This window comes from Dyadobacter sp. OTU695 (genome assembly GCF_038440355.1).
Taxonomy (GTDB): domain Bacteria; phylum Bacteroidota; class Bacteroidia; order Cytophagales; family Spirosomataceae; genus Dyadobacter.
Genome location: NZ_JASATN010000001.1, coordinates 776,908 through 794,623 on the forward strand (window position 1 = coordinate 776,908; position 17,716 = coordinate 794,623).

Here is a 17,716-nt window from a genome sequence, read left to right on the forward strand (position 1 = left end):
GCAAGCATCCTTGCTTTTTTGGAGGATGGGCATAGGTATCCTGGTATTCGGGGGGCGGGAGCCTAGAATTGTAGTGCTAAGCAAAGGAACAGCAGGTTGCTGATCGGATGAATGTGCTGTTTAAGCGTAGTGATGGCTTTGAAAAGCAGATTAGCCACCGACTGGCGGTTCACCTGCATCAGGTCGGCGATCTGCTCGTTGTCCATGCCTTCGAAATATTTAAGGAAGACCGCCTCTCTCTGGCGGCGTGGCAGTTCTTCGATCGCACAACGAACCTTGACCTGATTTTCGCTCAGCAACTCTTTGCGTTCGATTTCGGTTTCAACTGTCTGATAGTCGGAAAGTTGGTAAGCCTCGTCGATGTCCAGCAAAGGGTGAGAGCCGTTGCTGCGACGGAATTCCTGCATGAGCTGGTTACGCAGGGCGCGCAGGAAGTAAATGGTGACGAACTGGATCTGAATGTTCTGGCGCCTTTCCCAAATGTGGATCATCAGGTCCTGGATAGCATCCTTGATGAACTCGCGGTCGGAGGTGAAATTACAGGCGTAGTTGAAAAGAGTACGGTATTGCTTATCGGCGAGCTGGCAAAATGCCAGACTGTCCCCGGCCTGGCTCTGGTGCCAGAGATTTAAGAGAACTTCATTCTCCTCAGCGATACGTTGTTTCTTGTTCAAATCTTGTCGGGTAGGTTAAACAAATTAACTGGTTAATCAGGATAATCTAAAATATAAGTCCGACTTTATTTTTAGTGAGCGAATTTAATCTTGGATAATTGTATTATTCCAAAATAAAAGTTTGTCAAAATAGACGTAAGTAGCTGTGGGTGGAGGATTGGTTACTTTGGAAGTAGGAGGAAAGGGAGGATGGAGGAAGGGGAGGATGGAGGAAGGGGAGGATGGAGAAAAGGGAGGATGGAGAAAAGGGAGGATGGAGAAAAGGGAGGATGGAGGAAAGGGAGGATGGAGGAAAGGGAGGATGGAGGAAAGGGAGGATGGAGGAAAGGGAGGATGGAGGAAAGAGGGAGTCCTTCTTCCCTTTCCTCCCCTTCCTCCTTCTAACTAGATATAAGCAATACAGTCGATCTCAACCAGTGAGTCGCCTGGTACGCCTCCGTAAACCGCTACTGTGGTACGGCATGGTGGCTTGCTGCCAAAGCGGCCTTTATAGGCTTCATTCATCGCTTTGTAGTCGTTCAGGTCGTGAAGGAATACAGAGCATTTCAGGACTTTTTCCATGGAAGATCCTGCTTTGATGAGTTCTTTTTCCAACTCGTCGAGTACGTGTTTGGTGTGAGCCGTAATGTCACCTTCGAAGTGGGCACCTTTTCCTGCTACAAATACGAGGTTATTGAATTTGGTATGGCCCGAGAAAAGGGGGACGTCCTGGTACATTTCCACGTCACCCACTTCTTTTTGAGGGGCAGGTGCGGCTATTTCCGCCTGTACCTTGGATACAGCACCAATGCCGGCGATGCCGGCAACGGAAGCAAAAAGTTTTTTGATAAGAGATCTTCTTTCAGATTTCATAATGGATTGATTAAAGTTTATATGTAGAACGAGATGTATTTACGAGGTTTTCTTTTTGCCTTTTTTCGCCAGCTTTTCATTGGCGGGCAGGGTGATTTTCCAGAGGCTGCCACCCGCTTTGTTTCCTCCTTGCTTGCCACCATACTCAATGACATAAAGCGTATTACCAACGAGCAATGCGTCTGTGGGAGCAGTGAAGTTGTTGATAATACTGGTCGTCTTGGTTTTGTAATTGTCGGTCTTTTTGTCGTACGTCATTTCGAGGTGAAGGAGGTCTTTTCCATATCTGCGCAACGGGTTCGGATTCACGACGCCGTTACGCGGACCGCCGGTGTAGCGGATCACAAAGCCGTCGCCCGTGAATTCCTTGCCTAATGCATTATGCGTATCGAAGAAAATGCCCAGAGGCGACGAGTGCGCATTGAAAGTGCCCACGGTGACACCGGTAGTGTCGCCGTCCATTACCACGCCGGTTTTGCGATCACGATACTCATTGGCGTCGGGTCCCAGATTTTGAACCGAAGGTGTGAATTTCACGCCGGCTGGTCGTTTCGGAAAATCCGGATCGTTGTGAAAGTACTTCATGAGGAATGCGAATGCGAATTTGCTCAGGAAAGGGTCTTTCTCGGGATCGGCCTGGAAATCGGGGAACTGCTGTGGGTTATCGATGCCGCCCATTACCCACGGGAAACCGTAGTGGTGGCCCTTGCGAACCCAGAACATGTCCTCGGGATGGTCGTAATCGCCGGAATTGGAAACTGCGAAGAGGTTGCCCTTAGCATCGAAGGCCATGTCATAGGCATTGCGGATACCTTCGGCAAAAATGTAGCCGTCGGCTTTCAGCTGGGCAAGATCTGTTGAAAGCAACAGGTCTTTGGAATTGATCGGAAAGCGGAAAATATTCGCTGTGAGCGCATTGTCGCGTGCATTGGGATATTCGCCCCCATTGTCCTGCACCTCGCCGTGGTCGGTACGTGCACCGGTGTTGACGTAAATGTATTTGCCATCCGGACTGATTTCCAACGCGTTCCAGCCGTGGTCGAATGTCGTTTTGTTCGCGCCATATTCAACGGTATTGAAAACGACCGTCATTTCCGGTTTGGCGGTGCCCGGTGCTCCCACGCCCTGCGTCATCTCGTAGCGGACCATGCGGCCTTTGTTGCCTTTGTTGTTATTGACGCTCACATTGCCTGCCAGGAAAAGGGTATTGCCATGAAACGCGGCTCCCTGTAAGCGCGGAATGCCGTGATCTTCCACAGAGAGTAGCTTTTTGCTCACGGGCTTCCCGTCTTCCACAACGATTTTGACCACATCACCGAAAAACGTGGTGTAGTACATTTCGCCGGTAATGGGATGCTGGATGAGCCGGACCGCTTCCGGTTCCACTTTCATGTACTCTTCAATGGTAATGTCGTCGCGAAGTGCCTTGGGTACGGAAGTCGACACTTCCCGTTGTTGTCCGAAAATAGGAAACGTCATGCCCAGGGCGAGCACCGACGTGAGTCCGGACTTAATAATGCGGCGGTAATGTAACATGTTGTTTTTTAAGGGGTTTAGGTGACTTCGGCTATCGGCTTAACTTTTAGCCTTAGACTTTCGACTAAACTTTCAACTTTTTTGATAGCCGACAGCCGATAGCCGAAGTAATTATTTCAAAAGCGTTCTATTCGTTTTTGCCCAAATGCCGGACGTAAGCCACTAGCTGCCAGCGTTGTTCGGCGGTAAATACATCCTGGAACGGCGGCATATTCCCACGGCCATTCGACATTTTCCAGAACAACGAGCCGTCGCTTTGGGCTTTGACGAGCGTATCGTGGAAATTGGCTGGTTTCTGACCCAACGCGCCACCTGCGGCACCGTCGCCGTACCCGCCTTCGCCATGGCAGGAAGAACAGTATAATGTAAACAATTCTTCACCCTGAGCGAGTGTGAGCGGCTCCTCGTGGAAAGGACTTTTCAAAGTATCGGCCCAGGCCGGCGCCTTCCAGGGTTCCTGCCTGTTGTGTGTGAAAGTGTGCTTCCCGGAAGAAAACCCGACGAGGCCGATCCCGGAAAGAACGATAAAGCTTGCGGCTATGATTTTATTTTTCAGCATGAATATACAGAAATGGTGAGTTAGTTACGCTTGCCATTCTTCCTCCAACCCCTTCAAAGGAACACTCAATTGCCGGAGAGTAATATCCGCTTAAACGAGGTTGGAAGATGAATGGCGTAATATCTTGCTATTTAAGCGATGCCCGCACTTTGGCTACTTCTTCCGTGGTGACTGGCCCTTCATTGTTTCCGAAATTACTCCGGATGTGCGTCAATACCTCTGAAATTTCTTCGTCTTTCAAAAAGCTGTGCTGTGGCATTACGTTATTGTAAGCTTGTCCTTTTACTTCAATAGGTCCTTCCAAGCCATTCAGCAACACCTTGATCAGCCGCTCTTTATCGCCGGTGACCCATTCTGCCCCTCCGAGCGGCGGGAAACGCTGCGAGTCGCCCATTCCATTGCGCTGGTGGCAGGCGGTGCAATACACGCTATATACCTTTCCGCCGGCAATGGGTTTGTCCTTATCCAGGTTATCGTTGACAAAATCGGGCGTGCGAACGTGCGTCATCGTCTTCCGCTGCTCCATTTTTGCTAATGCGGCTTTGGCAAACTTCTTCTTGTTGCCCTTATAGGTCACTTTCCAAATTTTGCCCTTCTCGGTTTCGGCGATATAAATAGCGCCGTCCGGGCCCATAGCGATGCCCATCGGGCGGTATACTGCGTCGCTTACGTTCACGATCGGATCGAGGCCTGCGAAACCGTCGGCAAAAATCTCGTACTCACCGGCGACCTGGCCGTTTTTAAAAGGTACAAACCCAATGAAATAGCTCGACTGGGGGTAAGGAGCACGGTTCGTTGATCCGTGAAAGGCGATGAAAGAGCCGTTTTTGTAATGCTCCGGAAATTGATTGCCCTGATAAAACAGAATGTCGTTAGGCGCCCAGTGGCCTGGAAAACCGATCAGTGGCTTTTCGTATTGATCGCATTGGCCTACAATTTTACCATCACCACCATACTCGGGGTTCAGTACCTTTTTGGCCTGCATTTGGTCCCAATAACAATAGGGCCAGCCGGCGTGAGTCCCTTCTTTAATCCTCAGAAATTCTTCCGAAGGCAGCAACGCACTTTGCCAGCCGTTGTAAAGCTGCGGCCAGAGGCGCAGAAGATCGTCGCGGCCGTGTTGCACGGCATACAGGTTGTTATCCTGAAAATTCCAGTCTAATGCGACTACGCTTCTCAAACCGGTCGCGAATTTGGTGCCGTCTTTCTGCAACTGGCCGGTCTTGTTCGCATCGAATTTCCAGATTCCGCCGTGGTCTTCCAGAATAGGGCATGGATCCATTCCTTTGGAGCCAGGCGTGCGGTTTTGCTCCTGGCAGGCATTGGAATTGGCTCCAAAAGGCACATACATAAAACCCTTATCATCGAATGTGATCGGCTTGGCAATGTGCTCGTGCATGCCGTGCGGGTGGTCGTCGGTGAGGATCACTTCTTCCGGACTTTCCGGAACGAGCTTACCGGGTGTCAGTTTGTAACGGTACACGACCAACTCGGAGCTGAAATACAGGTAACCCTTGTAAATCCGCATGGCCGTACCATAAGCGCGTTCTCTGGCAGCGCCGCCGAAGCGCTTGATAATGTCGGCCCTTCCATCCTTGTTGGTGTCGCGCAAGGCGATTACAGACTCACCTTTGTCGGCGAATCGCGCCTTTACATAAATATCACCGTTATCATTCACCGCGATATGCCGCGCACGGCCCGGAAGGCTGTCGACTACCACAGTAGCCTCAAACCCTTCAGGCAGAAACAAACCACCATTTTTAGTATTCACAACCGGTAACTCCCGGTCGGAGTGCTGCGTAAACCCCAAAGCCAGCAATGCTAGCAGGGAAGCAGACAGTTTCAGGCGTTTTTTAAACATAGGTTGATTAAGAGGGGTTTAGGGAATTTTGATGCTGTAAGCTATAAGCAATAGGCTTCAATTTACAGCTTACGGCCTAAAGCTTATAGCCTATAGCCTACTTCAAATATATCGGCGCAGTAATGCCATTCAAATCGTAAACAATTTTTCCGCCCATGACGGTGAGTTCGCATTCCAGTTTCTCCTTGCCTTCGACTTTGTAGCCGGTTTTGTCGTAAAATCCGAAATTGCCTTTCCGCATCGAGAATACGGCTACGTCCGCGATGGCCCCTTCGGAAATGTGGCCGAGCTGCTCGCGGTGGATTACTTTGGCCGGCTCCCAGGTGCTGGCTTTGATGATCGATGGCAGGTCCATACCCATATTATAGAACTTTGACATAATGCTCAGCATATCCTTCATCGAGCCGTTCATACTGCCCGTGTGGAGGTCGGTGCTGATCGTATTAGGGTAAAAACCAGCTTTCATAGCCGGAATCGCCTGGGAATAGTTGAAGCTCGCGCCCCCGTAGCCGACGTCGAAAATAATGCCTTTTCTGCGGGCTTCCAGCGCGAATGGTTTCACTTTTTGGGTGGCTTCGTCCACAATCGTTTCCCTGATATTGCCTTCGAGCAATGTGTAGGCGTGCGTGTAAATGTCGCCCGGGCGAAGGTGTTTCATAAACAGTTCTTCCAGCGGAAGGGGAGGCGTGCTGCCGCCGAAATCGACCATCACCGGCATGTTTGCCAGTTTTCCGGCTTTTACGGCATTATCCACTGGCTTCCAGTCCTTACCCATAAAATGTGCTACTTTGAAACCGACGACATCATTACGGTTCTTAATAGCGACACCCGCGGCCAGGTTCGGGTCCATATCTGCCGTATCCTGCTCCCAGTTTCCGCCCCGCATGCCTTGCCCAACAATGTTCAGGAAAGAGAGTACACGGGTTTTGGAGTTGAAAATAATATTCTTTTTAAACTCCGAAAACGAATCCCAGCCGGCGCCGCCCGCGTCGACGATCGTCGTCACGCCTACGCGGAAGGTGAAACCATCGGGCGGTAACGCCACCAAACCATTACTGAGGTAATGGTTTGGCTCGGTACCGAAAAACACGTGTCCATGAATATCGATCAATCCGGGTGTGACATACATCCCTTTGGCATCCACCACCTGGCGGGCCTCCTTCGGATCGATATCCTTCGCCAATTTTTTGATCTTCCCTTCGAAAATACCGACATCCATTACCTGGTTGATATTGTTCTTCGGGTCAATCACCGTGCCGCCCTTGATCAGTATGCTGTATGTCTGGGCACGGGAAACCAGGCCGAGCAGACACGCCAGAAGAGTGAAAAGGATAGACCTGTGTTGCATTTTACTTCTTGAAAAGGGTTGGGTTTAGGAATATTAAATGGTACTGTACATATTTAAACAACTGCTTTAGACAGTTCCTCTTTCAATCTGGATGCTACGATTTTCTCCTCGCCCGGTTTGAGCATCCAGGTAGTAATGGTCAGCGAATTGTTTTCTGCCGGCATTACTTCGATCGACGGGTTGCCTTTCCGCAGGCTTTCCTGTAAACTCTTCACAGGCAGGCTTATTTTGGCGGCATCCCATGATACTTTTAATGTGGGGGTATGGTTACCCAGTTCAGGGACAGTTACTTCGGTAACGACACCTTTCACGCTTTTTACAGCATTCTCGATGGTCGCCACGCGATCTTCCCATATTTTCCACTCTTTCTTATGATCCATCTTTACGAAATTGTCAAGTGCGACGTACATGCCGAGGATCTCTTCTTTATTCACCTTCATACCGCGGCCGATGGTCGAGCCACGAGGCGGCATACTGAGGCGGGCAGCATCGATGTATTGTTTTTTGCCCATGAGGATACCCGCGCTTTGCGGCCCGCGCATGGCTTTCCCGCCTGACACGCACACGAGGTCGAAGCCCAGGTCGTTGAAACGCCAGAGGTTTTCGACGGGCGGTACGTCGGCAGCCATATCGATCATGGTAGGAATGCCGTTCTTTTTGGCGATTTCAATCCATTGTTCGTGTTTGATCTGGCCTTTATCCGACTGGATATGCAGGAACCACATCAATGCGGTCTTCTCATTGATCGCTTTCTGCAAGTCTTCCACCGTTTCAACCTGAACGATTTTACAGCCTGTATTGGTCAATGCATGCGAATAGCCGATGTTGTGGCCTTTCTGGATAATCACTTCCGATTTCATACCGGTACCTTCCAGATGCGGCAATGCTTCCACTTTCTTTTGGTCCATACCCGTAAGCACGCCCGCGAGCCCTAGCGTGAGCGCCGAAAAGCAGCCGGCAGTCACAACGGCCGACTCGGCATGGGTAATAGCGGCGATTTTCTCTCCGACTTTGGTCTGGACTTCATCGAGCATCATAAATTCTTTGGCGGCTCCCTGGATCGTGGCCACCACGTCGTCCTGCATGAGCGAGCCGGTCATCATCGTATAGGTTCCGGCTGCATTAATAAAGGTACGGATGCCGAGTTCTTTGGCGAGGTTGCGGACCGGCGCCTTGGCCAGGAGGCCGGCAGCCTCGGCGGTACCATTGCCCAAAAATCCGCCCAGGAGGGGAACTGTGGACAGATGCTTGATTAAATCTCTGCGGTTTATCATGATGGTTAAGGACTGAATAGATTGGTTAAAGGCTTGACAGAACGGTTTAGACATATCCAGAGGAAGGATGCATTTTATGGGCCTCAATACTCTGTTTTGTGGGATTATTTTTTCAATAATTTAAAAAATAAAAAATAAACTTTGGTCAATACCCGTTTCGGTGCCTTTTTATTCCGGAGGAGTGGGCTTTAAAAGTGCCATCCGGTGAAATTGTTCCGGAGGGCACTTCGTACTACTCGTCTACTTTAATCTACATCCCACCAGATTGGGGTCGCTGCACTGTCTTTTCCACCTAAATGCGCCGCTACCGCCGCCTTGACGGCGTCACCGCTGGAATTGGTCACAGCCGTAGGGTAGGTCAGTCTTTTTATGAACGTGCCTGCAGGGAGGTCGGGGTTTTTTGTAACGGCAACCGGGTAAAGTTTGGGATAACCCGTTCTCCTGAATTCGGACCAGGCTTCGGTACCTTCCGGATACAGCGCGATCCATTTCTGGGTGATGATCTTTTCCAGTTTGGTTTCGAAATTGTCGGCGTCGCTCCATTTTACCGTCACTTTAGTTTGAGCGGGCAGGTTGTTGGCCGTGTTTTTCGGGTCGACGTAGGCGATCTGCGTTCCGGTACTCAAAAGGTATTCATCCGCACCGCTCGCACCATTGGCTTTGAAGGATGCCTTGATACCGTCCTCGTAAAACTTCTGCGCTGTACCACCCATATTCCAGCCGCGCAATGCGCCTTCCGCTTTCAGGAAATAGCTTTCAGCAACATCCACTTGCTTCACCGGTGACGTGGTAGACACGTTTGGAAGCGAATAGAACTGGTACCGGCTCTTCTCAGGCCTGTCCGAACCAGCCCGAATACCTTTGATCTTTCCTCCTGCGGCCGGATCGGTAGCTGGTACGGCATAGAACGGAAGCCTCGGGTCATTGAAACCGGTCAGGAATGTTTCGATCGTGGCCGACAAACGGGTATCAGACCACGCATTGGCCATTGTGTAATACGGGTTGGTAGTGGTAGGCGTAACCGAAAATCCGACATCCGTAAGGAGCCCGCCGCTTTCTGCCGCCACCGCTTTTTCCCCTTCCGTTTTGGCCACGTCAGGCTTTACTTTGGAGATGCGGATTGCAAGGCGCAAACGCAATGTGTTAGCCAGCTTGATCCAGTTGGTATATTCTCCCAGGAGCGAAGACTTGTCCCATTTGGCAAAACGGGTTTTGTCGGCATTGGGGTTGGCGGTTTCGGCTGCTTTGAGCGCCGTTACGGCCTTATCCAGCTCGGCGAAGAATGCCGTGTAAGCCTGTTCCTCGGAATCGAAATCAACCTGGGCAGCCGTACCGTATTTCGTATAAGGGTAGGGGCCGAAGGTATCTACCAGGCGGTGCGCGGCGGCAACTTTGATGATCAGGGAAATGGCGTACAAATCCGGGTATTTGGTTTCATAGCCCTTCTTCCACATTTGCAGCCACTGGTCCATCACGTTTTGAGTCGAGGTGTTCCATGCGTTGTTGTTCCAGCCGTCGACCATGAAATACGTGGTGGTATTTTCATTGTTGAGGAACGGCGTAGGCGTTTCCAGGTAACCAGCATATGATTCCGCTTGAAGATTTTGCTGGGTTTGAACGGCGGTAGTAGTCGCAACGATGCGGTTCATCATCAGTGGCAGCAGAATTCCGCCCTCATTGGCATCCTGAACCAGCTGCTCGTCGGTAATGAGCTTTTCGTCCTGGTTCAGGGTTTGCATATAATCTGTGCAGGACGAAACGGATAGCAGGCATCCGAGGAACAATACGCTGTATTTATGTTTTTCAAGAAAGAATTTCATAAGAGGTAGTTATTAGAAGGTTGCACGAACGGTTACACCATAAGAACGGGTTGCAGGAATGCTGAATCCTTCGATTCCCTGCATGGCGTTTGCGGTGGTAATGCTGACTTCGGGATCGAACGGCGCGTCTTTATAGAAGAAGAAAAGGTTTCTGCTGATAAATGAAACGCTGATGTCTTTGATCGCCTTAGACACTTTGGGGAAAGTATAGCCAAGCGCCAATTCACGCATACGGACATTGGTTGCACTAAACATATACTCTTCTGCGGCAGCAGCAACATCGCCCTTGCCCGATATGAAGTTGTAGTACGTCTCGGCCGGTATCACATTGCCGTTCACTTTTACGCCGCCTGCATCACGGGCATCACCCGATCTCTTGGAAAGACCTTTGAAATCAAGCCATTGCTCGGTCATGGAAGCGATTTTGCCGCCGAAACGTCCGTCTACCAGGAATGAAAGCGTTGCGTTTTTGTATTTAAACTGGTTGTTGAAACCCAGCAGGAACTTGGGGTTCGCATTGCCAAGGTACTGGTCAGTACCCGGCGAGAGAAGCGGAAGGCCGGTTGTCTCATTGTATTTAATATTGCCGTTAGCGTCTCTTTGATAGGTTTTGCCAAACAAATCGCCGTAAGAACCGTACTCACGACCGCCGAGGTTGGGAATGCCGGGGCGCGTCAGGAACAGTTGCAGCATCCTCGTACTTCCGCCTGCCTGCAACACAAACCAGTCTGATTTGAGCAAGCTGCTGAGCTCGCGTATCTGGTTCACGTTTCTTGAAAAGTTCAGGGTAGGTGTCCAGGTGATGCCTCCGCCCAGATCGGCTTTGTAGCTCAGCGTCGATTCAAAGCCTTTGTTGCGGATCGTACCGCCGTTAATCCAGAAATTGGCAGCTCCTGCGCCTGCCGGTGCCTGGATCTGGAATACCTGATCGTAGGTGGTCGCATTGTAATAGGTAAGGTTAAAGCTCAGCTTGTCCTTGAAGAAACGGAGCTCGGTTCCGATCTCGTAAGAACGTGTACGTTCCGGTTTCAGGCTGGTGGTGTCGCTTCCGCTGAAAAACGGCAATGTACCGCGGCCATTCACGTTTTCGTCGTTCGACAGCGAATACGGCGGTGTCCAGTTGGCCACACCGAATGGCAGCGCATTACCTACTTCGGCATAGGACGCACGCACTTTCGCAAACGAGAGTATGTTGCTCGGCTTCAAATGCTCCGTCAGTACATACGACAGACCCACAGAAGGATAGAAGAATGACTGGTTCACCGTCGATGACCATTCTTTCCGTGCAGTCACATCTACAAAGAATGTTTCCTTATAGCCCACGGTAGCAGTTCCGAACAAAGCTTGTGAAAGTCTTTTCTGCAAACTTTCGGTGGCATTGAAGAAACCTTGTCCTGTCAAGCTTTGCAATGCATATACCGAGAAATAATTAGGGTAAGATAATGTATTCGTCGCGCCATTGTTACCCACGTTCATGTCATAAAACGTATTCTGCGTGTTGCTGAAACCCAAAGTAGCTGAAAGGAACAGGTCTTTACCAAATGTCTTAGTACCGCTCAGCAAAACATCGGAATAGAGTTGGTCGGTGTTGGTAAGGTTCTTACGGTAGCCACCATTGTTCCCAACAAGCGTCGGATCGGACGATGCATACTGGCGCAGTTCGTAAGTGTCCTGCACTTTATCGTAAGTCGCGCGTCCCTGGAGGTTCAGCCAGTCGGTGATCGCCCATTTGGCGGAGAATGCGTAAATGGTGCGGTTGCGAAACTGGTCGGTCTGGTTGCGTTTGGAAAGCCAGTAAGGATTCTGGTTAGAGCTCGCCTCATTTTTAATGTACGGCCAGTTTTGCACGTTCATCAGGCGGGATGGGTCCCATTTTTCGAAGTTGTTTCCGCTGTACTTAGAGAAATTATCACCTGTCGGAAACAGGTAAAGGCTGAAAATAGGGCTGTAATAGAAGCCCGATTGCGGACGGTTGTAGACTTTTTGCTCGATATAGTTGACGGACGCGTCGAGGGAAAGCTTATTGTTGAAAAGCTGCGTGGTACCGCGAAGGTTTACATTGTGACGGTTGTAGTCGTTTTCTGGAACAATACCGTTGGCTTTGGTATTCGCGTACGACACATAGAACTGGCCGATATCATTGCCATTTGTAATAGAAAGGCTGTTTACAAAAGTCTTACCGGTATTGAAAAAATCTTTTAGGTGCTTGTCGCTTCCATTTGTGATTTTCGGTCCCCAGCTATCATTAACAGCGGTATTGGCCACGCCGCCGTAGCCTTGTCCGTAGGAAGTTTGTACCTGCGGCAGGGCAATAGGGTTTTCGAAATTCGCGGTAGACGAGAAGTTGATCGATGCATGACCCTTCCGGCCTCTTTTTGTGGTAACCAAAATAACCCCGTTCGCTGCCTGACTGCCGTACAATGCTGCGGCAGACGCCCCTTTCAGAATCGAGATGTTTTCAATGTCTTCCGGGTTGAGGTTGGAGATCGCATCGCCTGCATCCCGCGTATCGAATAATGTGCTTCCCTGGCTGCCATTGGCATTGTTCATAGGAATACCGTCGATCACATATAGTGGCTGGTTGTTGCCTGTAATCGATTTATTGCCCCGAAGGAGCACTTTCGAGGACGAACCCGGACCGCCTGTTCCTTTTGTGATAACCACACCGGCAGCCTTACCAGCGAGCGAGTTCACCATGTTAGGGTCTTTCACTCGCGTCAGTTCTTCTCCGCCGACATTCTGCTGTGCATAGGTCATGCTTTTAGCATCCTTTTCGATACCCAGCGCGGTTACGACCACTTCGCCCAGTTGCTTCACATCGTCCAATAAAACGACCTCGATCACCGAGCGGCTGCCGACGGTGATTTCCTGGCTGGTGTAGCCGATTGAAGAGACGGTGAGGACCGAATTGTCGTCCGGCACATTGATCGAAAACTTGCCGTCCATATCGGTGGTTGTTCCGGTCGTAGTGCCCTTTACCAATATGTTGGTTCCAGGAATGCCTGCGCCCTTGGCATCTTTTACCGTTCCGGTTACTTCTTTGGCGAGCGTCGTGGCTACCTGTGAAGAGAGAGGCGCCTGGGGGTGAGTGGCATGCGAAACCGGTTTATCATTGATTACTATGTTGTTGTTGATCTGAGTATAACCCAGTCCTGTGCCCGCGAGTATGGTTTCCAGCACTTCTTTTACCGTTTTACTTTCCAGTGAAACCGAAATGCGTTTCTTTTTATCGATTCGCTCGATGCTTGTCACGAACTTGAAATCACTTTTTTTCTCAATGGCCAGAAATGCTTTTTGTAAAGTGACTTCTTTCAGGTAAAGCGAAATCTTTACTTCCTCGATGCTCTGCACGGAGCCTGGATTTATCGCGAAGGCCGGTCTGAGGCTCGCCAAGACCATGACCATCAGCACGAATAGCTTCCAGTGCCGACTCGCGGCATGGCGTTGTTGTACTGGTAATAATTTGCTCATACGATTGGGTAGAAAAGGTTAAATTAGGAATTGAGGGATTATATAAAACTGCACATAGTAATACTGATCGGTAAATGCAATGTTTACACGCTAAGGCCGTGAGCCTTGTTTGTTATCTGTCTGATTGTGAATTATCTGCAAGCCCCGCCCTGAACGGTAACCTGGGTGCCTTCTACCTTGTAGCGGAACGAGTTAGAAATACTTAATAGTTTGAGTACATCCTTTAATGTGGCGCCCTGGTTGAAGTTGGCCATCACACGACAATCTTTCAGGTTCTTGTCTGTCAGAGTGATCGTTACTCCATAGTGCTCTTCCAACCGGGCGATTACTTCACTATATGTATTGTTTCGGAAAACGAGTTGGTCCTTACGCCATGCGCCAATGTCAAATATGCTGACGATATCTATATACGTTTCGTCTTTTTTGGTATTGATCACGAGTTCCTGTTGCGGCGTGAGTTGCGTTATCCGGACCGGCTCGCCCTCCTCGATCTCCTTACTTACCTCCACTTTCCCGGTCGCAACCGACACCGATGCAGTCTCGTCGCCCTTATATGCGCGCACGTCGAATGAAGTCCCCAAAACCCGCGTCGACACCTTGTCGCTTTTCACGATAAACGGCTTGTCGGGGTTTGGTACCACCTCGAAAAATGCTTCTCCTTCCAGGAAAACCTGTCTTTCATCACCGTCAAACGTTTTGGGGTACTCGATTTTACTGTTTTTATTGAGCCATACCTGCGTCCCGTCGGGCAGTTCTACGCTCACGATATCTTTGGCGCCGCTGGTCCGGGTTTCCATTGCCGTGCGGGCGGTATGCTGTGTGTCCTGTTGCCTGCTTACAAGCAGGTAGCCCAATCCTGTTGCCAGCAAAATGCCTGCTGCGGCCATCCAGGGGCTGATTTTAAAGAAACGGGGCCGTGCTGGGGCTTCTTCGCCTGCTGCATCTTCCTGCTCCTCCATCTTCGCGTGAAGTAGGGCGAGCCCGCTTTCCATATTGAATGCCGAATTGTTTTCTGGTGCCTTTTCCTGCTTCCACGCCGCTTCTATCTGCCGGAACAACAGCAGGTTATCATATTCTTCAAGCCACCATTCCATAGCCAGTTTTTCTTCCGGGCTGCATTCGCCAGCTAAATACTTGGCGATAAGGGGCCATGGTGTGTGATCGGACATCAAATTCAGAGCTTTCTAATGTTAGGACAAATAAAAAATAGGCATACCCCCATCCTTTCAGAATTTTTTTTAAATCTGATAAGTTTTTTGCAGAAGTTTCAGCTGTTTAATGGCCTTACCCATTTGGTTTTCTACTGTTTTGGCGGAAAGGGAGAGGATTTCGGCGATTTCGTTGTAGGTAAATCCCTCGAATCGGTTGAGTTGGAAGATCGCCTTTCTTTTTTGGGGGAGATAATTAATGAGGTCGGTAATGCGGGTTTCGAGCTCTTGGTACATCAGTTCGTCGTCAGGGCCGGGCGTTTCTTCGATCATATCATCACTGAGCTCTTCCATGACGTATTTTTCCTGCTTCATGTAGTTAATGCAGGTGTGCCGCGTGGCCGTGAAGAGGTAGGAGCGGACATTCTTTTCGACCGTCAGGCTATCGCGCTTTTCCCAGATCCTGAAAAAAACATCGGCTACGATCTCCTCGGCGAGGTCTTTACGGTTATTGAGGTAGGTGGCAAAACGGCATAGCGAGTAATAGTATTTCCGGAAGAGGCAATCCAGCGCCCGGTTATCTCCTTGCTTGATCAGGGAAATAAGAAGCAAATCATCCTGGCCGTTCATCATAAACTGTCGCTAAATTGGGTATCAGGTAATTCCAAAACTTTATTCAATGATCTTATCGAGCGCCCGGAGTGATCGGCCCATATCAACTATTTAGGGTCTGTACAAGTCAATTTTTGTGCCAGAAATTAAAATAGTAATATTTTGTTTGGTGTATTTTAAATTATAACGAAGAATAGCATTCAGATTTCTAAAATTATAAAAGTTGATGGAAATAAGCGAAAGTCGCTGGAAATATTCTTCAATATTGTTTTTTCAGCGACTGGCGCCCATTTCCATCAGGGGCATTGTTTCGGCAAGAACTAGTTCAGAAACAGTTGTTTCACGCACACCGGCGTAGGGGCGCTGATCTCTTTCCCGGTATAAGTCAATTGGCCGGTAGTTGCGTCGCGTTTGAAGAACACCGCATTGTCGTTATCCCGGTTGGTAACAATGGCAAATTCGCCCTTCGCGTCGATCAGGAAGTTACGCGGGTGCTTGCCATGCGTATCGGCATGTCCGGCAACAGTGAGTTTCCCGGTTTTGGCGTCTACCGCGTAAATGGCAAGGCTTTCATGACCGCGGTTGGAAGCATAGAGAAACTTGCCGTCTGGTGAGAAGTGAATGTCTGCTGCGTAGCTTTTACCGGTAAAATCCGAAGGTAGCATCGTGACGCGCTCGAACGGCACCAATGCGCCGCTGCCCTTCACGATTTTGAATGAATTGACCACCGAAGCCAGCTCGCAAGCGGAATAGCCAAAGTTGCCGTTGGGATGGATCGCGAAGTGTCGTGGACCGTCGCCGGCTTTTACCTCCGCATAAGGAACCGAACCGGGCGCCAGCTTACCGGTCTGTGGATCAACCGAGTATACCATGATTTTGTCAATGCCCAGATCCGAAGCGTAAATGTACTTGCCGTCCGCGGAGGGGATAATGGAGTGCATATGGGGCTTCTGGTCCGGCCGCCCTTTGTCCTGAATGGTATCGGCCAATGCGCCGATGCTGCCGTCCAGGTTTAGTTTATACACGGCCAGATCGCCACTGCCGTAATTCGATAAATAAATGAAACGTCCCTTTGGATCAACGCTAACATGGCACGGGCCGCGGCCTTGTGACGGCTGGGAATTCAACGCCGTGAGTTTGCCGGAAGTCTGATCGATCGCGTAGGCAGAGACCGTGCTATTGCCTTCATTGGCCGCGTACAAGTACTTTTTATTGGGGTGAAATTCGAGAAATGACGGGCTGGTCTTGCTCGTCAGCACCTGTAACTCCTTGAAAGAGTAGTCGCTGCGGTCGAATTCGTAGACATAAATACCCTCGCCCTTTTGGGTGTAGGTGCCCAGATACAGTATTTCCTTTTTGGATTTCTGCGCGAAAGCTGTCATAGCCGTCAATAAGAGGATGAATGAAAGAATGGTTCGTTTCATGATAAGTCTTTGGGAATTATGTTGGTAATATGGTCATGTATATTTTCCAGGTAACTCCTGACGGAGTTCGGCATCGGGTTTGCTTAGGTTTCCATAAACAGAGTGGCCCGCGGGGCCTGGCGTTTTGCCCCGGAGGGGCGTACTGTTTATAGAAGCAGATCGCAACCTACGATTTTTGGCTCCGTAGGTGCCTCCTTAATCTTCCGTGCCCGCTATTCAAACACTAACGTGCCGAATTTGTTGAATTCGTGGAAGCTGCCGCCGGTTTTTTGCCAGGAATAATAGGCAGTTTCGCTGTCGTAATCGATGCGGTAAAAATTGCCGCGCCATTTGTCTCCGGCTTTGGGAGCTGCATTGGCAATAGGGTTCATCAATGCGAATGGAATGAAGAACTCCGCTTTCCAGCCTTCTACGGCCGCCATGCTTTTCTTCTGTCCTCCTTGCGCGCTGGTTTCGTGCTGTACGCGGTTACGCTCGTTGTAATGCCAGGGTTTCCAGCCTTGTGCGCGGCCTTTGATATTCGGGACGAGGATCGCCAGTTCGTAGTTCAGCGGGGAAACTTCGTATTCAAGGTAAATGGGTACAGAAGTGTCCGGCCAAAGAAATACTTCTACCACATCCTCCTTGAACAACGCGCCGAAGTCTTCCATGATGGTCGAGGTCAGTTTCTGGTCGGTGCAGTCGAAGAGGAAATACATGCCCTTGTCAGAGTAAAGGATTTTGACGCGGGTAGGGAACTGCTTTCCGGGTGCCGGCTGGTTGGGCCCTTTCTGAACGGTGATGTTGAACCATTGCGCAGCCGACCAGTTGGAGGCGGTACCTTCGCCGTTCACTTTAAAGTCCGTAGTTTTCTTAACGGTCAGGGAAGAGTCGGGAATGGCGTCGGCGGCGTGTCCCCTATACATGAGGCCGCAAGCAAGCAGTCCCATGAGAACAAATTTTTTCAACATTCAATAAAAAGGGTTAGGATTAGGAAAATAGGTTCAGGTATTGCCAAGTGTGTTCATTTGCAGTCAGATGTGCTGATAGCTATCCGGCGATGCATGCATTCCGGGGCAAGAGGCGATGATTTTTTTTCTCTCTGGCAATTTCAAGAGGTTTTTACATTTTACCAAATCATTATTTTTGTAGTGTCAA

The 17,716-nt window shown here is 49.9% G+C and carries 13 protein-coding genes; all 13 read right to left on the reverse strand.

Going from position 1 to position 17,716, the window contains the following annotated elements; genetic code table 11:
* Positions 1-62 precede the first annotated feature (62 nt).
* Positions 63-674, reverse strand: a complete 612-nt coding sequence (locus AAHB90_RS03285; protein WP_342083476.1) for an RNA polymerase sigma factor — start codon at positions 672-674, stop codon at positions 63-65.
* Positions 675-1,058: 384 nt separating this feature from the next.
* A complete protein-coding gene (locus tag AAHB90_RS03290) occupies positions 1,059-1,526 on the reverse strand; it encodes a RidA family protein (RefSeq protein ID WP_342083477.1) in 468 nt (155 codons plus the stop codon).
* A 39-nt stretch (positions 1,527-1,565) separates the two neighbouring features.
* Entirely contained in the window at positions 1,566-3,062 is a 1,497-nt protein-coding gene (locus AAHB90_RS03295; protein ID WP_342083478.1) for a PQQ-dependent sugar dehydrogenase, read from the reverse strand.
* A gap of 127 nt (positions 3,063-3,189) precedes the next feature.
* Positions 3,190-3,621, reverse strand: a complete 432-nt coding sequence (locus AAHB90_RS03300) for a c-type cytochrome (RefSeq protein ID WP_342083479.1) — start codon at positions 3,619-3,621, stop codon at positions 3,190-3,192.
* Positions 3,622-3,748: 127 nt separating this feature from the next.
* On the reverse strand, positions 3,749-5,482 hold the full coding sequence (locus AAHB90_RS03305; RefSeq protein WP_342083480.1) for a PQQ-dependent sugar dehydrogenase: 1,734 nt from the start codon (positions 5,480-5,482) through the stop codon (positions 3,749-3,751).
* A 97-nt stretch (positions 5,483-5,579) separates the two neighbouring features.
* Positions 5,580-6,830 carry an amidohydrolase/deacetylase family metallohydrolase gene (locus AAHB90_RS03310; RefSeq protein WP_342083481.1) on the reverse strand — a complete coding sequence of 417 codons (1,251 nt, stop codon included), beginning with the start codon at positions 6,828-6,830 and terminating at the stop codon, positions 5,580-5,582.
* Positions 6,831-6,883: 53 nt separating this feature from the next.
* A complete protein-coding gene (locus AAHB90_RS03315) occupies positions 6,884-8,104 on the reverse strand; it encodes an aminotransferase class V-fold PLP-dependent enzyme (RefSeq protein WP_342083482.1) in 1,221 nt (406 codons plus the stop codon).
* A 245-nt stretch (positions 8,105-8,349) separates the two neighbouring features.
* Entirely contained in the window at positions 8,350-9,924 is a 1,575-nt protein-coding gene (locus AAHB90_RS03320; protein WP_342083483.1) for a SusD/RagB family nutrient-binding outer membrane lipoprotein, read from the reverse strand.
* Positions 9,925-9,936: 12 nt separating this feature from the next.
* Entirely contained in the window at positions 9,937-13,395 is a 3,459-nt protein-coding gene (locus tag AAHB90_RS03325; protein ID WP_342083484.1) for a SusC/RagA family TonB-linked outer membrane protein, read from the reverse strand.
* A gap of 131 nt (positions 13,396-13,526) precedes the next feature.
* Positions 13,527-14,564, reverse strand: a complete 1,038-nt coding sequence (locus AAHB90_RS03330) for a FecR family protein (RefSeq protein ID WP_342083485.1) — start codon at positions 14,562-14,564, stop codon at positions 13,527-13,529.
* 69 nt (positions 14,565-14,633) lie between these two features.
* Positions 14,634-15,176: an RNA polymerase sigma factor gene (locus AAHB90_RS03335; RefSeq protein ID WP_342083486.1), complete on the reverse strand. Its 543-nt coding sequence runs from the start codon at positions 15,174-15,176 to the stop codon at positions 14,634-14,636.
* A gap of 299 nt (positions 15,177-15,475) precedes the next feature.
* Entirely contained in the window at positions 15,476-16,579 is a 1,104-nt protein-coding gene (locus tag AAHB90_RS03340; RefSeq protein WP_342083487.1) for a lactonase family protein, read from the reverse strand.
* A 212-nt stretch (positions 16,580-16,791) separates the two neighbouring features.
* Entirely contained in the window at positions 16,792-17,529 is a 738-nt protein-coding gene (locus tag AAHB90_RS03345; RefSeq protein ID WP_342083488.1) for a carbohydrate-binding family 9-like protein, read from the reverse strand.
* Between the last annotated feature and the right edge of the window lie 187 nt (positions 17,530-17,716).

Bases quoted from the DNA above. Each gene is read 5' to 3' on its own strand.
- AAHB90_RS03295 (WP_342083478.1), bottom strand. From the start codon at position 3,062: ATGTTACATTACCGCCGCATTATTAAGTCCGGACTCACGTCGGTGCTC.
- AAHB90_RS03320 (WP_342083483.1), bottom strand. From the start codon at position 9,924: ATGAAATTCTTTCTTGAAAAACATAAATACAGCGTATTGTTCCTCGGA.
- AAHB90_RS03290 (WP_342083477.1), bottom strand. From the start codon at position 1,526: ATGAAATCTGAAAGAAGATCTCTTATCAAAAAACTTTTTGCTTCCGTT.
- AAHB90_RS03305 (WP_342083480.1), bottom strand. From the start codon at position 5,482: ATGTTTAAAAAACGCCTGAAACTGTCTGCTTCCCTGCTAGCATTGCTG.
- AAHB90_RS03315 (WP_342083482.1), bottom strand. From the start codon at position 8,104: ATGATAAACCGCAGAGATTTAATCAAGCATCTGTCCACAGTTCCCCTC.
- AAHB90_RS03325 (WP_342083484.1), bottom strand. From the start codon at position 13,395: ATGAGCAAATTATTACCAGTACAACAACGCCATGCCGCGAGTCGGCAC.
- AAHB90_RS03340 (WP_342083487.1), bottom strand. From the start codon at position 16,579: ATGAAACGAACCATTCTTTCATTCATCCTCTTATTGACGGCTATGACA.
- AAHB90_RS03345 (WP_342083488.1), bottom strand. From the start codon at position 17,529: ATGTTGAAAAAATTTGTTCTCATGGGACTGCTTGCTTGCGGCCTCATG.
- AAHB90_RS03310 (WP_342083481.1), bottom strand. From the start codon at position 6,830: ATGCAACACAGGTCTATCCTTTTCACTCTTCTGGCGTGTCTGCTCGGC.
- AAHB90_RS03335 (WP_342083486.1), bottom strand. From the start codon at position 15,176: ATGATGAACGGCCAGGATGATTTGCTTCTTATTTCCCTGATCAAGCAA.
- AAHB90_RS03300 (WP_342083479.1), bottom strand. From the start codon at position 3,621: ATGCTGAAAAATAAAATCATAGCCGCAAGCTTTATCGTTCTTTCCGGG.
- AAHB90_RS03330 (WP_342083485.1), bottom strand. From the start codon at position 14,564: ATGTCCGATCACACACCATGGCCCCTTATCGCCAAGTATTTAGCTGGC.